13 protein-coding genes are annotated in these 14,826 nt (G+C 70.2%); 6 read left to right on the top strand and 7 right to left on the bottom strand.

Translation table 11 applies throughout. From position 1 onward, the window contains the following. Position 1 precedes the first annotated feature (1 nt). The 3 genes from QTI68_RS16440 to QTI68_RS16430 are packed head-to-tail and all read right to left on the bottom strand — an operon-like array spanning position 2 to position 4,328. Positions 2 to 1,072 carry a mechanosensitive ion channel family protein gene (locus QTI68_RS16440; RefSeq protein ID WP_286522752.1) on the bottom strand — a complete coding sequence of 357 codons (1,071 nt, stop codon included), beginning with the start codon at positions 1,070 to 1,072 and terminating at the stop codon, positions 2 to 4. After that, positions 1,069 to 3,300, bottom strand: coding sequence for an FUSC family protein (locus QTI68_RS16435; RefSeq protein WP_286522750.1), 2,232 nt, complete (start codon positions 3,298 to 3,300; stop codon positions 1,069 to 1,071). Before QTI68_RS16435 ends, QTI68_RS16440 begins: the two co-directional genes overlap by 4 nt. After that, complete coding sequence (locus tag QTI68_RS16430; RefSeq protein ID WP_286522748.1) at positions 3,300 to 4,328, bottom strand: inositol monophosphatase family protein; 1,029 nt, start codon at positions 4,326 to 4,328, stop codon at positions 3,300 to 3,302. Before QTI68_RS16430 ends, QTI68_RS16435 begins: the two co-directional genes overlap by 1 nt. A 105-nt stretch (positions 4,329 to 4,433) precedes the next feature. Here QTI68_RS16430 and QTI68_RS16425 point away from each other — a divergent pair, with 105 nt between their 5' ends. Both QTI68_RS16425 and cysE read left to right on the top strand, forming a co-directional pair. Then, on the top strand, positions 4,434 to 5,204 hold the full coding sequence (locus QTI68_RS16425) for an RNA methyltransferase (RefSeq protein WP_286522746.1): 771 nt from the start codon (positions 4,434 to 4,436) through the stop codon (positions 5,202 to 5,204). Positions 5,205 to 5,236: 32 nt separating this feature from the next. Beyond that, entirely contained in the window at positions 5,237 to 6,010 is a 774-nt protein-coding gene (gene cysE, locus QTI68_RS16420) for a serine O-acetyltransferase (RefSeq protein WP_286522744.1), read from the top strand. Positions 6,011 to 6,046: 36 nt separating this feature from the next. Here cysE and QTI68_RS16415 read toward each other — a convergent pair whose 3' ends face one another. After that, positions 6,047 to 7,741: an electron transfer flavoprotein-ubiquinone oxidoreductase gene (locus tag QTI68_RS16415; RefSeq protein ID WP_286522742.1), complete on the bottom strand. Its 1,695-nt coding sequence runs from the start codon at positions 7,739 to 7,741 to the stop codon at positions 6,047 to 6,049. Between the two features lie 121 nt (positions 7,742 to 7,862). Here QTI68_RS16415 and QTI68_RS16410 point away from each other — a divergent pair, with 121 nt between their 5' ends. Both QTI68_RS16410 and QTI68_RS16405 read left to right on the top strand, forming a co-directional pair. Continuing rightward, a complete protein-coding gene (locus QTI68_RS16410; RefSeq protein WP_353506427.1) occupies positions 7,863 to 8,645 on the top strand; it encodes an SDR family oxidoreductase in 783 nt (260 codons plus the stop codon). Positions 8,646 to 8,722: 77 nt separating this feature from the next. Further along, a complete protein-coding gene (locus QTI68_RS16405; RefSeq protein WP_503011692.1) occupies positions 8,723 to 9,553 on the top strand; it encodes a DMT family transporter in 831 nt (276 codons plus the stop codon). Positions 9,554 to 9,563: 10 nt separating this feature from the next. Here the strand turns inward: QTI68_RS16405 and QTI68_RS16400 are convergent, their stop codons facing one another. Together QTI68_RS16400 and QTI68_RS16395 are read right to left on the bottom strand one after the other, a co-directional pair. After that, positions 9,564 to 10,934: a sensor histidine kinase gene (locus QTI68_RS16400; protein ID WP_286522738.1), complete on the bottom strand. Its 1,371-nt coding sequence runs from the start codon at positions 10,932 to 10,934 to the stop codon at positions 9,564 to 9,566. Next, positions 10,931 to 11,608, bottom strand: coding sequence for a response regulator (locus tag QTI68_RS16395; RefSeq protein ID WP_286522736.1), 678 nt, complete (start codon positions 11,606 to 11,608; stop codon positions 10,931 to 10,933). The genes QTI68_RS16400 and QTI68_RS16395 overlap by 4 nt, the downstream gene beginning before the upstream one ends. A gap of 88 nt (positions 11,609 to 11,696) precedes the next feature. On the opposite strand from QTI68_RS16395, the gene QTI68_RS16390 reads away from it, so the two are divergent. Next, positions 11,697 to 12,404 carry a phosphatase PAP2 family protein gene (locus QTI68_RS16390; protein ID WP_286522734.1) on the top strand — a complete coding sequence of 236 codons (708 nt, stop codon included), beginning with the start codon at positions 11,697 to 11,699 and terminating at the stop codon, positions 12,402 to 12,404. A gap of 46 nt (positions 12,405 to 12,450) precedes the next feature. Next, complete coding sequence (locus QTI68_RS16385) at positions 12,451 to 14,268, top strand: phosphoethanolamine transferase (RefSeq protein WP_286522732.1); 1,818 nt, start codon at positions 12,451 to 12,453, stop codon at positions 14,266 to 14,268. Here QTI68_RS16385 and QTI68_RS16380 read toward each other — a convergent pair. Beyond that, complete coding sequence (locus QTI68_RS16380; protein ID WP_286522730.1) at positions 14,219 to 14,797, bottom strand: peroxidase-related enzyme; 579 nt, start codon at positions 14,795 to 14,797, stop codon at positions 14,219 to 14,221. The two genes, QTI68_RS16385 and QTI68_RS16380, sit on opposite strands and share 50 nt — an antisense overlap. Positions 14,798 to 14,826 lie beyond the last annotated feature (29 nt).

Raw genomic sequence — 14,826 nt, 5'->3', positions numbered from 1 at the left:
CTCAGGGCTGCGCCGCCGGCACCGCCGGGCGGGCGTCGTCGCCCTCGATCCGCATCCGTGGCAGGAATTGCGGGTACTCGCGCTGCATGAAGGCGATCAGTCCCTCGCGCACCGTGCAGCGCAGGTCGAAGGCCAGCGCCGACGAGGCCGCGGTGCACAGCACGCGGATCTGCATGGTGCGTTCGGTGGCGTCGGTCACGCGCAGGTTGAAGAAGCGCCCGTCCCATTCGGGCGCCGCCTTGACGATGCGCTCGACCTCGGCGCGCAGCGGCGCCAGCGGCATGCCGTAGTCGGCGTAGACGAAGACCGAGCCGAGCAGCTGGGAGTCGTGCCGGGTCCAGTTCTGGAACGGCTTCTCGATGAAATAGGTGAGCGGCAGGATCAGCCGGCGGTCGTCCCAGATGCGCAGCACGACGAAGGTCCCGGTGATCTCCTCGACCCGACCCCATTCGCCCTCGACCACCAGCACGTCGTCGATGCGGATCGGCTGTGCCAGCGCGATCTGCAGGCCGGCGATGAGGTTGCTGAACACCGGCTTGGCGGCCAGGCCGGCGACGATGCCGATCACGCCGGCCGAGGCCAGCAGGCTGGCGCCGACCTGGCGCGCGCCCGGGAAGGTCATCATCATCAACGCCGCCCCGGCCACCACCAGCACCGTGTTGGCGGTGCGCGCCAGCACCCGCGCCTGGGTCAGGATGCGGCGTGCCTGCAGGTTGTCGCGCACGTCCGACGGATGCTGCCTCACCATGCCCTCGGCGAAGCCGCTGACCGCCCGCACGGCGAGCCAGGTCGCCGCCCCGATCAGCGCCAGGCCATTGAGGTGGCGCACGTTGCCGACGAAGCGCAGGTCCTCGGGCGCCGCCTGCCAGACCAGCTGCAGCGCTACCAGCGGAAGCACGAACAGCGCCGGCCGCTTGATCGCCATCAGGGTTGCGTGGAGCGTCGGCACCGAGCGGGTGAGGCGCTCGAGCACCAGGCCGGCGAGGCGGTGGCCCAGCAGCGCCAGCGGCACCGCCAGCAAGGCCGCGAGCAGCGGGGCGGACCACGGATAGGCGAGCAAGGTCGTCATCATGAGGCGGTCTGGGGGCTGTCCTCGGCGGCGGGTTGCAGGATGCGCGCCGCGTCGTCGCGCAGCTGGGCGGCGATGCCGGTGGCGAGATCGAGCCGGCGCAGCAGCCAGGGCGTGACGTCGTTGTCGAAGGGGTCGGGCAGGGGGATCGGGCCAGCCAGCGTGGTGGCGGGCGCGCCCTCGGGCATCACGGGGCCGCTGGTGGGTGCGGCGCCGATGCTGGCCTCGATGCGCTGGGCCGTGCGGGCCAGGGGGCCTTCGATCTCGGCCGGCGTCAGCCGGTCGCGCCGCAGCACCAGCATCGACTTGACCGCGCTCAGCTGGGCCAGCAGCTGGTAGCTGTGGGCCTGCAGGTGCTCGAGCGGCTCGAGCGGGGGCCGCACCGCGCGCGGCTCCGAGAGCGAGCGCTGCGTGGCCTGCACCAGGGCCGACAGGCTGTCGTAGGCCTCGCGCCGGGCCAGCCGCCATTCGAGCTCGGGGCTGACGCCGACCGAGCGCAGCTGGCCCAGCCCCAGCGCCAGCCGCGCGTGCCGCGCCTGGGCGTTGAGCACCCGCGCCACCAGGGCCGGAATCTGCCCGCGCTCCCAGGACGGCAGCACGTAGCAGAAGGCCCAGGCCAGCGCGGCGCCGATCAGGGTGTCGGCGACCCGCTCGAACAGTGCGAAGGTGGTGCTCATGCCGGTGTTCAGCATGTGGGCCTGGACCAGGCCCAGCACAGTGGCCGCGACCGCGGTGATCAGGTAGCGCCGCACCGCGAAGCCGTGGGCGATCGCCTGCGCCAGCGTCATGCCGGCCAGCAGCGTCAGCGGCGATGGATGGGCCGACAGCAGCGCCACCGCGAAGACACAGCCCAGCAGCGTGCCGGCCACGCGGCTGTTGCGCCGCTCCAGGGTCTGCGAGAGGCTGCCGCGCAGCACCACCACGATGGTCAGCAGGATCCAGTAGTCGTGCGAGCCCCAGGGCAGGGCCAGCGCGATGCCGTAGCCGGCCGCGATCGCCAGCGCGGCGCGGATCGCATGGCGCAGCGGCGGCGCGTCCCAGCGCCAGAGCGCGAGAAAGGGCCGCAGCGACCATTCGGTCGGGCTCACGAACATCTGCCAGCTGGCCCGCACCACCGCCAGATCGGGCTCGCGCTCGCCGCGCGCCAGCGCCGACAGGCGCAGCACCTCGTCGTTGATGTGGCCGATGCGGCTGGCCAGCCCGCGCGCCAGCATCGCCGGCGTCGGGCCGGTGTAGCTGCGCGGCGCCGCGTCCTCGTCGAGGTGGATCGCCGTCAGTTCGCGCCGGCGGTCGGGCACCGTGGCCGGCGGGCGCCCGAGCAGCAGGGCGTCGGCCAGCGCCGCGGTGTCGGCGGCCAGGGCCTCCAGGATGCGGCGCATCTCCACCAGCGCCGCCGCATGGCCGGGATGGGTCTTGAGGGCGTCGAGGTCGAGCTCGCTGGCCAGCAGCAGGTCGCGCAGTTCGAGCACCGTCATCAGCATGCCGGCGAGGCGCTGCCGGTAGGGTGTGCGCGGCGATTCGAGCACGATGTCGCGCGCCGCCTGCAGCAGGTCGGCCAGCGCGGCCTGTTCGCGCAGCAGCTGGCCGAGCAGCGAGGCCGGCACCTCGCGGATGTCGCCGGAGTCGTCGCGGGGCGTGAACTGGCGCGCCTCGGTCCGCATCAGGGCGGCCAGCGAGAGCAGCAGGTCGGCCATCACCTGCACCCGGTAGCGGGCGTTGAGCGCCAGGTTGGCGAGCACCGCGTAGATCACGTAGAGCCCGGCGCCGAGGCCGAAGTACAGCGTGCGCTGCACCGCCTCGGCCATGTCGTCGGGCTTCGGCGTCGCCATCGAGAAGATCATCGAGAACATCACGGCGATCGCGATCGGGATGCCCCGCTTGCCCCAGGCCATCGCCAGGAAGGCCAGGAAGGTGGCCGGCACCAGCAGCAGGCCGAGTTCGAGCGGCTTGGCGTGCAGCAGCTGCACCAGGAAGAACAGCGGCAGCCCGATCAGCGGCGCCGGCAGCATCTGCAGCAGCTTGCCGCGGCGGGGGGCGGGCAGATCGGGTGGTGCGGTCACGATGACCCCGACCGAGGCGGCCGACGCCGCGAGGGTTCCGAGCACCAGGTGGACGCCGCCGGAGATCAGCAGCAGCCCGAAGGCCACCGAGATGCCGTTGGCGATGTAGTGACCCAGCGCCACGCGCAGGGCGGCACGGCTGCGGACGGCGGCCGCGCGGGGCGCCTCCATCACTTCGCGGCGGCGTCGCCCTCGGCGGGCGCCACGGGGACTTCGCGGCGGATGCGCGTGAGCTTGCGCGGTGCCGGCGCCGCCTCGGCGGCCGGCTCGGTCTCGGGCGCCGCGGCCGGCGTGGCGTCGATGGTGCTGCGGGCGTAGGTGTCGCCGCCCTGGGCCGAGGGGTCGACCGCGCGCATCCGGTCGCTGGCGCGCAGCTTGTCGTCGAGGCCCGCGAACTTGGAGTACTTGGCCAGCAGCGGCACCAGCTGGCCGTAGATGCGCGGGGCGCCGGCCAGGCATTCGCGCTGGTCGAGGAACTCGGGCTCGCCGGTGAAGTTGCCGATCAGGCCACCGGCCTCGGTGACCAGCAGCGAGCCGGCCGCCACGTCCCAGATGTTGAGGCCGGTCTCGAAGAAGCCGTCGGTGAAGCCGGCCGCGACATAGGCCAGGTCGAGCGCCGCGGCGCCCGGGCGCCGCAGGCCGGCCATGCGCGGCATCAGGTCGGCCATGATCGCCAGGTACTGCTTGAAGTTGTCGCCGGTGCGGAACGGGAAGCCGGTCGAGACCAGGCATTCGTTGAGGCGGGTGCGCTTGCTGACGCGGATCCGGCGCTCGTTCATGAAGGCGCCGCGGCCCTTGGTGGCGGTGAACAGGTCGTTGCGGCTCGGGTCGTAGATGACCGCCTGCTCGATCTTGCCGCGCACCGCGAGCGCGATCGACACGCAATAGACCGGGAAGCCGTGGATGAAGTTGGTGGTGCCGTCGAGCGGATCGATGATCCAGACGTAGTCGGAATCCTTGGCGCCGTGTTCGGTGCCCGATTCCTCGGCCAGGATGCCGTGCCCCGGGTAGGCGGTGAGCAGCGTCTCGATGATCGCTCGCTCGCTCGCATGATCGACTTCGGTGACGAAGTCGTTCACCTGCTTTTGCGAAATGCGCACCGCTTCGACGTCGAGCGCGGCGCGATTGATGATGGCGCCGGCGGCGCGGGCGGCCTTGACGGCCACGTTGAGCATGGGGTGCAGGTTGGGGGACGACATGAATTGTGTGAAGAACGGAAAAGGGGCGATCGGTTGATGCGGTGGCCCCCTGAAAAGCGGCCCGGCGATGCGGGCGGCGAGAATCATGGGATTTTACCCGCAGCCATGCGCACCCGCTTCATCCTGATCCAGACCAGCCATGCCGGCAATGTCGGCGCCGCCGCCCGCGCCATGAAGACCATGGGCTTCGACGACCTGGTGCTGGTGGCGCCGCGCTGGGCCAACGTGCTGCGGCGCGAGGAGACCATCCAGCGCGCCAGCGGGGCGCTCGACGTGCTCGACAACGCCCGCATCGTCGAGACGCTGGACGAGGCGCTCGACGGCGTCACCCACCTGTGCGCCACCGCGATGATCCCGCGCGACTTCGGCCCGCCCACCCGGACGCCGCGCGAGCACCTGGAGCCGCTGGCCGGCGGCGAGGCGCAGCACGTGGCCTTCCTGTTCGGCTCGGAGCGTTTCGGCATGCGCAACGAGGACGTCTACCGCTGCAACGTCGCGCTCAGCATCCCCACCGACCCTAAATTCGGCTCGCTGAACCTGGGCGCCGCGATCCAGGTGATCGCCTACGAATGGCGGCTGGCGCTGGGCGGCTACGGGGTGCGCGACGCCACCCCGGCGCCGGCCGCGGCCGACGCCCGGGCGGTGGCCGGCATGCTCGACCACTGGGAGCGGTCGCTGGTCGACATCGGCTTTCTCGACCCCGAGGCGCCCAAGAAGCTGATGCCGCGGCTGCAGCAGCTCTTCAACCGGGCCCGGCCGACGCCGGAGGAGATCCACATCCTGCGCGGCATCGCCAAGGCCATGACAGAAGCGGCCCAGGGCCGCCCGGGCGCCCCGAAAACCCCATCCGCGGTGCGCGAAGACCCGGCGGCTTAGACTTTCAGCCCCTATCGATATAACGACAAAGCATGTTTTCGCGCCTGCGCTCCGACATCCAGTGCATCCTCGACCGTGACCCGGCGGCCCGCACGCGCTGGGAGGTGCTGACCCTCTACCCGGGCCTGCATGCCGTGGCGCTGCATCGCCTGGCGCACTGGTGCTGGGGCCATGGGCTCAAGTGGGTCGGTCGCTTCGTCTCGCAGGTGTCGCGCTGGCTGACCGGGATCGAGATCCATCCCGGCGCCGTCGTCGGCGACCGCGTCTTTTTCGACCATGCGATGGGCGTGGTGGTCGGCGAGACCGCCGAGATCGGCGACGGCTGCACCATCTACCAGGGCGTGACCCTGGGCGGCACCTCGCTCTACAAGGGCACCAAGCGGCATCCGACCCTGGGCAAGAACGTCGTGGTCAGCGCCGGCGCCAAGGTGCTCGGCGGCTTCGTGGTGGGCGACGGCGCCAAGATCGGCAGCAACGCGGTGGTCATCAAGCCGGTGCCCGCGGGCGCCACGGCGGTGGGCATTCCGGCCCGCATCATCCCGTCGAAATCGGACACCAGTGCCGATGTCACGGGCACGGAGAGCAAGTTCTCGGCCTACGGCATCACGCTGGAGGACGACCCGCTGTCGCTCGCGATGCGCGGCCTGATCGACAACGCCGCCGGCCAGGAGCACCAGATCGCGCTGCTCTGGCAGGCCATCGAGGCGCTGTCGAAGCAGCCCGGCAAGAAGGACTGCGTGCCGGGCGACGCGGCCCGGGACGAGTGCTTCGAGGCCGAGCGGCTGACGCAGTTGGTGGGCAAGTAGCCCGGCCAGCGGCCTCCCGGAGGAGACCGCCGAGGCTTACATCCCCACGTAGTTCGGACCGCCGCCGCCCTCGGGCGTGACCCAGACAATGTTCTGGGTCGGGTCCTTGATGTCGCAGGTCTTGCAGTGGACGCAGTTCTGGGCGTTGATCTGCAGCTTTTCCTTGCCCTCGGCGTCCGGCACGAACTCGTACACGCCGGCCGGGCAGTAGCGGCTTTCGGGGCCGGCGTACTCGGGCAGGTTGATGGTGGTCGGCACCGCCGCGTTCTTCAGCGTCAGGTGCGCCGGCTGGTTCTCTTCGTGGTTGGTGTTGCTGATGAACACCGAGGAGAGCCGGTCGAAGGTGAGCTTGCCGTCGGGCTTCGGGTAGGCGATCTTCTTGGACGCCGCCGCCGGCTTGAGCCGCTCGTTGTCGGGCTGGTGGCGGTGGATGGTCCACGGGATGTGGCCGCGCAGCACCAGCTGCTCGATGCCGGTCATCACCGTGCCGACCGCCAGGCCCTTCTTGAACCACTGCTTGAAGTTGCGCGCCTTGTTGAGCTCGGTGCGCAGCCAGCTCTTCTCGAAGGCGGCCGGGTAGGCCGAAAGCTCGTCGTGCTGGCGGCCGGCCATCACGGCCTCGTAGGCGGCCTCGGCGGCCAGCATGCCGGTCTTGATCGCGGCGTGGCTGCCCTTGATGCGGCTGGCGTTGAGGTAGCCGGCCTCGCAGCCGACCAGCGCGCCGCCCGGGAACACGGTCTTGGGCAGCGACAGCAGGCCGCCCGCGGTGATCGCCCGGGCGCCGTAGCTCAGCCGCTTGGGGGCCTTCAGGCCCTTGTCCTGGCCCTCGAAGTACCAGCGGATGTTGGGATGGGTCTTGAAGCGCTGGAACTCCTCGAACGGGCTCATGTACGGGTTCTGGTAGTCGAGCCCGACCACGTAGCCGATGATCAGCTGGTTGTTCTCGGCGTGGTACAGGAACGAACCGCCGTAGGTGTCCGAGGGCAGCGGCCAGCCGGCCGTGTGGACCGCCAGGCCGGGCTCGTGGCGCGCCGGGTCGATCTCCCACAGCTCCTTGATGCCGATGCCGTAGCTTTGCGGGTCCTTGCCGTCGTCGAGCTTGTATTTGGCGATCAGCTGGCGGCCCAGGTGGCCGCGCGCGCCCTCCGCGAAGATGGTGTATTTGGCGTGCAGCTCCATGCCGAGCTGGAAGTTCTCGGTCGGCTCGCCGTCCTTGCCGATGCCGAGGTTGCCGGTGGCGACGCCGCGCACCTTGCCGTCGTCGGTGTAGAGCACCTCGGCCGCCGGGAAGCCGGCGAAGATCTCGACGCCCGCCGCCTCGGCCTGCTGCGCCAGCCAGCGCACCACGTTGCCCAGGCTCACGATGTAGTTGCCTTCGTTGTGGAAGTTCTTCGGCAGCATGAAGTTGGGCGTCCGGGTGGCGCCGGTCTCGGTCATCATGAGGAAGGTGTCCCGCGTGACCGGCTGGTTCAGGGGCGCCCCGAGCTCTTCCCAGTCGGGCAGCAGCTCGTAGAGCGCGCGCGGATCCATGATCGCGCCCGACAGGATGTGCGCGCCGGGCTCGGAGCCCTTCTCGAGCACCACCACCGAGATGTCCTTGCCGTGCGAGGCGGCCAGCTGCTTCAGGCGGATCGCTGTGGCCAGGCCGCCGGGGCCGGCGCCGACCACGACCACGTCGTATTCCATGGATTCGCGGGGGCCGAACTGGGCGAGGATTTCGTCATTCGTCATGTGGGGGTCTCGTCGATAATGATTTGAGGGTGCGAGGCACCGCGGCGGGCCGGGCCATTTTATGCGTCACCCGCCCGCGCGCCGGGGCGTCGCCTCGGCGACTCCCACAGGAGCTTTTCCCATGGCTTACAGCATCGATCTTTCCGGCCGCGTCGCCTTCGTCACGGGCGCGTCGACCGGTCTCGGCGCCCAGTTCGCGAAAACGCTGGCGCGCGCCGGCGCCGCCGTCGTGCTGGCCAGCCGCAACACCGACCGCTTGAAGGAACTGCGCGCCCGCATCGAAGGCGAGGGCGGCGACGCCCACGTGGTCGAGCTCGACGTCACCGACCTCGGCAGCATCAAGGCGGCGGTGGCGCGGGCCGAGACCGAGGTCGGGCCGATCGACGTGCTGGTCAACAACTCCGGCGTCAGCCACACCCGGCGGCTGCAGGACGTGTCGGTCGACGACTACGACTTCATCTTCGACACCAACGTCAAGGGGTCCTTCTTCGTCGCCCAGGAGATCGGAAAGCGCATGCTGGCGCGCGCCCAGGGGGCGGCGCCGGGCACCTACGTCGGCGGGCGCATCATCAACATCGCCTCGGTGGCGGCGCTCAAGGTGCTGCCCCAGATCGGCGTCTACTGCATGAGCAAGGCGGCGCTGGTGCAGATGACCAAGGCCATGGCGCTCGAGTGGGGCCGCTTCGGCATCAACGTCAATGCGCTGTGTCCGGGCTATATCGCCACCGAGCTCAACGAGGAGCACTGGGTCACGGACGGTGGCCAGAAGCTGGTCGGCATGCTGCCGCGCAAGCGGGTCGGCAAGCCCGAGGACCTCGACGGGCTGATCGTGCTGCTGGCCAGCGGCCAGAGCCATTTCGTCAATGGCGCCGTGATTGCGGCCGACGACGGGTTCGCGCTCTGACACCGCGGGCGCTCGCCGGCGTCGCCGCCGGGCTGGCCGCCGGGGCGCTCTGGGGCCTGGTGTTCGTGGCGCCGCGCATGGTGGGCAACTTCGGCATGGTCGATATCGCGGCCGCGCGCTTCCTGGTCTTCGGGGCGGTCGCCGGGGTGGCCGTCGCCACCCGGCCGGCGCTGCGGCGCTGGCCCAGCGGGCGGCAGGCGGCCGCGGCGCTCGCGCTCAGCGTGCTCGGCTTCACCGGCTACTACGTGCTGCTCGCCTTCGCGATCGAAGGCGCGGGCACCGCGGTGCCGAGCCTCATCATCGGCACCATCCCGGTCTGGATGATGCTTCTGGGCCGGCCTGCGGGCCTGGCGCTGCGGGCCCTTGTGCCGGGCCTGGCGCTGACCGCCGCCGGCATCGGGCTGATGGTCGCGGCGGCATGGCCGCAGAGCGGCGTCGAGGCCGCGGGCGGCGCCGGCTTCGGCTGGGGCCTGCTGCTGGCCTTGCTGGCGATGGCGAGCTGGACCGCCTTCGGACTGCTCAATGCCGCCTGGCTGCGGCGGCACCCCGAGGTCCACGCCGCCGACTGGGCGAACTGGCTCGGCATCGCGACCGGGCTGGGCGCCGCCGTGCTGTGGCTGCTGGCGGGTTCCAGCCACCAGGCAATGCGCGCGCAGCCCAATGGCGGCCTGTTCCTGCTGCTGGCGCTGGCCGGGGGTATCGGCTCGTCATGGCTGGCCACGGTGCTCTGGAACGTCGCCAGCCAGCGGCTGTCGGCCAGCCTCTGCGGTCAGCTGATCGTGAGCGAGACCCTGTTCGCGCTGCTCTATGCGTTCATGTGGGACGGACGCTGGCCGCTGGCGACCGAATGGCTGGCCGCGCTGCTGTTCGTGCTGGGCATCGTGGCGTCCATCAAGGCGCACCGATGACCGGAAAGCCTCAAGCCGGGCGCAGGGCGATCCGCGCTTCGAAACCCGAGGGTGCCCCCGACGGCGGCGAGCTCAGCTCGAGCCGTGCGCCCAGCTTGTCGACGATGGTGCCGACGATCGACAGCCCGAGCCCATAGCCGGCGCGGTCGGAACCGTGGCGCACATGGCGATGCTGCAGGGTGCGCAGCTGCTCCGCGCTGACGCCGGGTCCGAAGTCGCGGACCGCCAGCGTGCAGGGCTCCAGCACTTCGACCACGACGCGGCCGCGGCCGTAGCGCAAGGCATTCTCGACCAGGTTGCGCAGCGCGATCGCGAGCGCGTCGACGTCGCCGAGCGTCACGGGCGCCTTGCTGTCCGGGACCCTGAGCGACAGGCGCTCGTTGACGCGCGGATCCTGCCAGAACTCCTGGGCCACCGTGCCGGCGAGCTGGACCAGGTCGATCGGCGCCCGGGTCAGCGAGGCCCCGGACTCGGCGCGCGACAACTGCAGCAGCTTCTCGGTCCGGTGGCCGAGCATCTGCAGCGCATCGAGCGCGGCCCGCACGTCGTCGTGCTTCAGGTCGTGGTCGAGCGCGGTCTGCAACCTGAGCCGGGCGGCAGCCAGCGGCGTGCGCAGCTCGTGCGCGGCGTTGGCGGCCAGCGCGCGCTCGACGTCCAGGGCCTGCGACAGGCGTTCCAGCAGCTGGCTGACGTGGTCGGCCACCGAGCGCAGCTCTTTCGGCAGCCCCGCCAGCTGGATCGGGCGCAGGTCGGCGCCGCTGCGCTGCTCGATCTCGCCGGCCAGCTGCTGCAGCACGCGCAATTCGTTGCGTGCCACGTTGCGCAGCACCAGCGCCAGCAGGGGCAGCACGGCGCCGAGCGGGATGATGAGGCCGAAGAGGGTCCGGTTGAGCGCGGTGCGACGCTCGTCCAGCGGATCGGCGACCTGGAAGAACAGCTCGCGCGTGGGATGCCGCACGGTGTAGATGCGCCACGGTTCGGCGTTGGCGAAGCCGGCCGCCAGCGGGACGTCGAAGGCGTCGATCGGCGCCTCGGCCGAACGCAGCATCACCTGTTCATGCAGGCTGACCACCTGGTAGATCACCGCATCGGTCGGGTACAGCTGCGGCGGTGCGATCAGGGGCGGCCGCGCATCCGGGTTCTCGCTCTGCAGCTTGTCGAGCTCGTGCACCGCCATGTCGAACATCCGGTGCGAGACCTCGATCAGCTCGCTGTCGAAGTTGTGGTTGATCTCGCGGTCCACATACCAGACCACCCCGAGCACGCACAGCAGCCAGACCCCGCCGACCCAGACGATCAGCGTGCGCGTCAGGCGGCCGGCGAGCGAATCGCGGCGGCCCAGCGGCTCGAAGCCGACCTGCTGCATCAGCCCGAGCTTCATTCCGGCTCTTCTTCCGGTGCGAACGAGAGCCGGTAGCCCAGGCCGCGCAGGGTCTGGATGTGGTTGCGCCCGAGCTTTCGGCGCAACCGGCTGATGAAGACCTCGAGCGTGTTGCTGTCGGCCTCGTCGCCGAAGCCATACAGCGCATCGGCCAGGTTCTCGCGCGTGTGGATGCGGTCGGGACGGGTCGCCATGACGCGCAGCAGGGCCCATTCCTTCTGGGTCAGCGTGACCGGAAAGCCGTCCTTGCGCACCAGGTCGCGCGCCAGGTCGATCTCGAGCGTCCCGAGCCGCAGCACGGGGGCGCTGCTGGTGCTGCGGCGGCGCTCGACCGCCCGCAGCCGGGCCAGCAGTTCGGCCGGGTCGTACGGCTTGATGAGGTAGTCGTCGGCGCCGGCATCGAGGCCGCGAATGCGGTCGGTCACCTGGTCGCGGGCGGTCAGCACGATCACGATCGGCCGCTCTCGCAGGGCGCGGATGGTCGGCAGCAGCGACAGGCCGTCGCCATCGCCCAGGTGCAGGTCGAGCAGCACGGCCGCGTACTGCACCGCGGTCAGCGCGGCGCGTGCTTCCGCCAAGCCAGGTGCCACGTCGACCACGAAGGCCTTTGCCTGAAGATAACTGCAGACAGCGTCGGCCAGTCCGGTGTCGTCTTCGACCAGCAATATGCGCACGGCTGCGTCCTTTCAAAAAGGAGGAGTCTAGAGCCTGCCGGCCCGGCCTTCAGCCTGGGTTCATGCCCGTGGGCTAGCCTTGCGCCGCATGATTCGCTCTGCCTACGCCCGCTTGCTCGTCCTCACCCTGGTCGCCCTCGGCTTGCTGCTTCTGTGGGATGCCAGCGGGCTGGACCTCGTGCTGGCCCGGATGGCAGGCACGCCGACGGGTTTTCCGTGGCGCGACGACTGGTTCCTGAACAAGGTGATGCACGAGGGCGCCAAGACTCTCAGCTGGGTGCTGGTGATCGGGCTTTTTGCCGCCATCCGGTGGCCGGTCGGCCTGCTTCGACGTCTGCGCCAGGGCGAGCGGGTGCAACTGGCCGCGACCGCGCTGGCCAGCGTCATCCTCATCTCGCTGCTCAAGTTCACCAGCAAGACCAGCTGCCCCTGGGATCTCCAGGCCTTCGGCGGCGTGGCGCAATACGTGTCGCACTGGGCCTGGGGCGTGCGCGACGGGGGCTCGGGCAACTGCTTTCCAGCCGGCCATGCCTCGGCGGCCTTCGCCTACCTGGGCGGCTACTTCGTCTTTCGCCGCGCCTCGCCCGGTGTCGCGCGGGCCTGGTTCGCCTGCACGCTGGTCGCCGGGCTGGCCCTGGGCCTGTCCCAGCAGATGCGGGGCGCCCACTTCATGAGCCACACCTTGTGGACCGCATGGTTCTGCTGGGTGGCGGCCTTCGCGATCGATGCGCTCGTTCGGGTGCTGTCCGACCGGCGCACGCGGCCAGATGCGTCGCCGAAGCTGAACGAAGCCTGACCGGTCGATTCAGGGAGGTTTCAGTCCGGCTCCGTAGTCTCCACCGATGCTTGGTTCCAATTCGTCTTCCGTTGCGCTGCCGCACAGCGACCCCGCGGTCGACGACCCGCTCGTTCCCGCGCCCGTGGGCGCGCTGCGTTCGCGCTGGCAGGCCGTCGACGCCTGGCTGGCACGTCCCCGCACGGCGCGTCGCGTCGTCGTCTGGCTGAGCCTCTATCTCGCCTTGGTGGCCAACTGGCCGCTGTGGATCGAGCTCGCGCGCATCGGCGGCGCACCCAGCGTGTACCTGCCCTCGATCGCATCGATGCTGCTGCTCACGGTGTGCGGCACCGTGGCGTTGCTGTCGTTCACCGCCTGGTCGCGCTGGATGAAGCCGGTCTGGTTCGGCGTCGTCGTGCTGGCGGCGGTGGTCCAGCACTACATGCTGAGCTACCGCGTCGTGATGGACCCGAGCATGCTGGCCAACGCCATGCAGACCGACGCCAACGAGGTGCGCGACCTGGTGAGCTGGCGCCTGCTGCTCAATGTGATCCTGGTCGCTGCGCTGCCGGGCTGGGCGCTCTGGCGCCTCCGCCTGGCACCGCAGCGCCTGGTCTCGCAGGCCTGGCGCAATGGCGTGCTGCTGCTGGCCGTGGCGGTGCTGGCCGCGGGCGGTGCGATGGCCATGAACCGGCAACTGGCGCCGCTGATGCGCAACAACGCGAACCTGCGCTACATGATGAATCCGCTGGCGAGCCTGTATTCCGCGGGGTCGGTGACGTTCGGACCGGTCTTCAAGCACAACCGCCGCCTGATTCCGATGAGCGGCGGCGCGGCCTTGGGCGCCAGCTATGCCGGACAGGCCAGGCCGCCGTTGTTCGTGCTGGTGGTGGGCGAGACCGCACGCTCCGACCACTTCGGCCTCAACGGCTATGCGCGCGACACCACGCCGCAGCTCGCGGCGCGCAAGGTGCTGAGCTGGCGCGACGTGCATTCCTGCGGCACCAACACCCTGGCCTCCGTGCCGTGCATGTTTTCGCCGCTGAGCAAGCAGGCCTTCGAGGGGCGCAAGGACGACTACGAGAATCTGATGGACGTGCTGCAGGCCTCGGGCCTGGCGGTGTTCTGGCTCGACAACCAGGCCGGCGGCTGCAAGGGCGTGTGTGATCGCATTCCCCACGCCTCGGCCTTCGACCCGCTCGACGCCGGCGTCAAGAGCGCGTTGTGCGACGGCGACGAGTGCCTGGACGACGTCATGCTCAGGGGCCTGGACCAGCGCCTGGCCGCACTGCCCGCCGAGCGCCGAGCCAAGGGCGTGGTGCTCGTGATGCACCAGATGGGCAGTCATGGCCCCTCGTACTTCAAACGCTCGTCGCCGGATGCCAAGCGCTTCCTGCCCGAATGCCGGAGCAATGCGCTGGCCGAGTGCAGCCACTCCGAGCTGCTGAACGGCTACGACAACTCGATCGCCTACACCGACCGCTTCCTGGGCAAGACCATCGACTGGCTCCAGGGCCAGTCGGCGAAGTTCGATCCGGCACTGCTCTACCTGAGCGACCACGGCGAATCGCTCGGCGAGTACGGCCTGTTCCTGCACGGCGTGCCCTACGGTTTCGCGCCGGAGGTGCAGAAGCACGTGCCGATGGTGGCCTGGTTCGGCGAAGGCATGACGGCCCGCCGGCAACTGTCCGTCAGCTGCATGTCGGCGGGGCTGGACACGCCGCTCACGCACGACAACCTCTATCACACGGTGCTCGGACTGATGGATGTCAAGACGCCGACCTACCTGCCCGCGCTCGATGCGCTGGCGTCGTGCCGCGGGCGCGATGCGGTGGCTACTTCTTCTCGCGCGGCAGTCGGCCCATCAGGAAGAACTCCGGGTTAGGCTGCATGCCGCTGAAGCTCGCCATTCGGTTCGAGAGGCCGAAGAAGGCGGTGATGGCGGCGATGTCCCAGATGTCCTCGTCGTCGAAGCCGTGGGCGTGCAGCGGCGCGAAATCGCTGTCGTCGATCTCGTGCGAACGCTCGCAGACTTTCATCGCGAACTCGAGCATCGCGCGCTGGCGCGGCGTGATGTCGGCGCGGCGCCAGTTGACTGCCACCTGGTCCGCCACCAGCGGCTTCTTCTCGTAGACGCGCAGCAGCGCGCCGTGGGCCACCACGCAATAGAGGCACTTGTTGACCGCACTCGTGGCGGTGACGATCATCTCGCGATCGCCCTTGGTGAGCGAGCCTTCCTCCTTCAGCATGAGGGCGTCGTGGTAGGCGAAGAAGGCCCGCCACTCGGCCGGGCGGCGCGCCAGCCCGAGGAACACGTTGGGCACGAAGCCGGCCTTCTCCTGGACTGCGAGCACCGCGGCGCGGATGTCGTCGGGCAGGTCCTTGAGCTCGGCGAGGGGATAGCGGTCGGTCATGGGCGTCTCCTGGGTTCCTTGTTCCCGAT

The sequence above is a fragment of the Variovorax sp. J31P207 genome, from assembly GCF_030316965.1.
Lineage (GTDB): Bacteria > Pseudomonadota > Gammaproteobacteria > Burkholderiales > Burkholderiaceae_C > Variovorax > Variovorax ginsengisoli_B.
The sequence above is the reverse complement of the archived record's forward strand: the minus strand, read 5'-3'. Positions and strand labels throughout refer to the sequence as shown.

Coding starts and splice junctions, on each gene's coding strand:
- QTI68_RS16400 (WP_286522738.1), bottom strand. CDS start 10,934: ATGAAGCTCGGGCTGATGCAGCAGGTCGGCTTCGAGCCGCTGGGCCGC.
- QTI68_RS16425 (WP_286522746.1), top strand. CDS start 4,434: ATGCGCACCCGCTTCATCCTGATCCAGACCAGCCATGCCGGCAATGTC.
- QTI68_RS16405 (WP_503011692.1), top strand. CDS start 8,723: ATGGTGGGCAACTTCGGCATGGTCGATATCGCGGCCGCGCGCTTCCTG.
- cysE (WP_286522744.1), top strand. CDS start 5,237: ATGTTTTCGCGCCTGCGCTCCGACATCCAGTGCATCCTCGACCGTGAC.
- QTI68_RS16435 (WP_286522750.1), bottom strand. CDS start 3,300: ATGGAGGCGCCCCGCGCGGCCGCCGTCCGCAGCCGTGCCGCCCTGCGC.
- QTI68_RS16385 (WP_286522732.1), top strand. CDS start 12,451: ATGCTTGGTTCCAATTCGTCTTCCGTTGCGCTGCCGCACAGCGACCCC.
- QTI68_RS16440 (WP_286522752.1), bottom strand. CDS start 1,072: ATGATGACGACCTTGCTCGCCTATCCGTGGTCCGCCCCGCTGCTCGCG.
- QTI68_RS16430 (WP_286522748.1), bottom strand. CDS start 4,328: ATGTCGTCCCCCAACCTGCACCCCATGCTCAACGTGGCCGTCAAGGCC.
- QTI68_RS16410 (WP_353506427.1), top strand. CDS start 7,863: ATGGCTTACAGCATCGATCTTTCCGGCCGCGTCGCCTTCGTCACGGGC.
- QTI68_RS16415 (WP_286522742.1), bottom strand. CDS start 7,741: ATGACGAATGACGAAATCCTCGCCCAGTTCGGCCCCCGCGAATCCATG.
- QTI68_RS16390 (WP_286522734.1), top strand. CDS start 11,697: ATGATTCGCTCTGCCTACGCCCGCTTGCTCGTCCTCACCCTGGTCGCC.
- QTI68_RS16380 (WP_286522730.1), bottom strand. CDS start 14,797: ATGACCGACCGCTATCCCCTCGCCGAGCTCAAGGACCTGCCCGACGAC.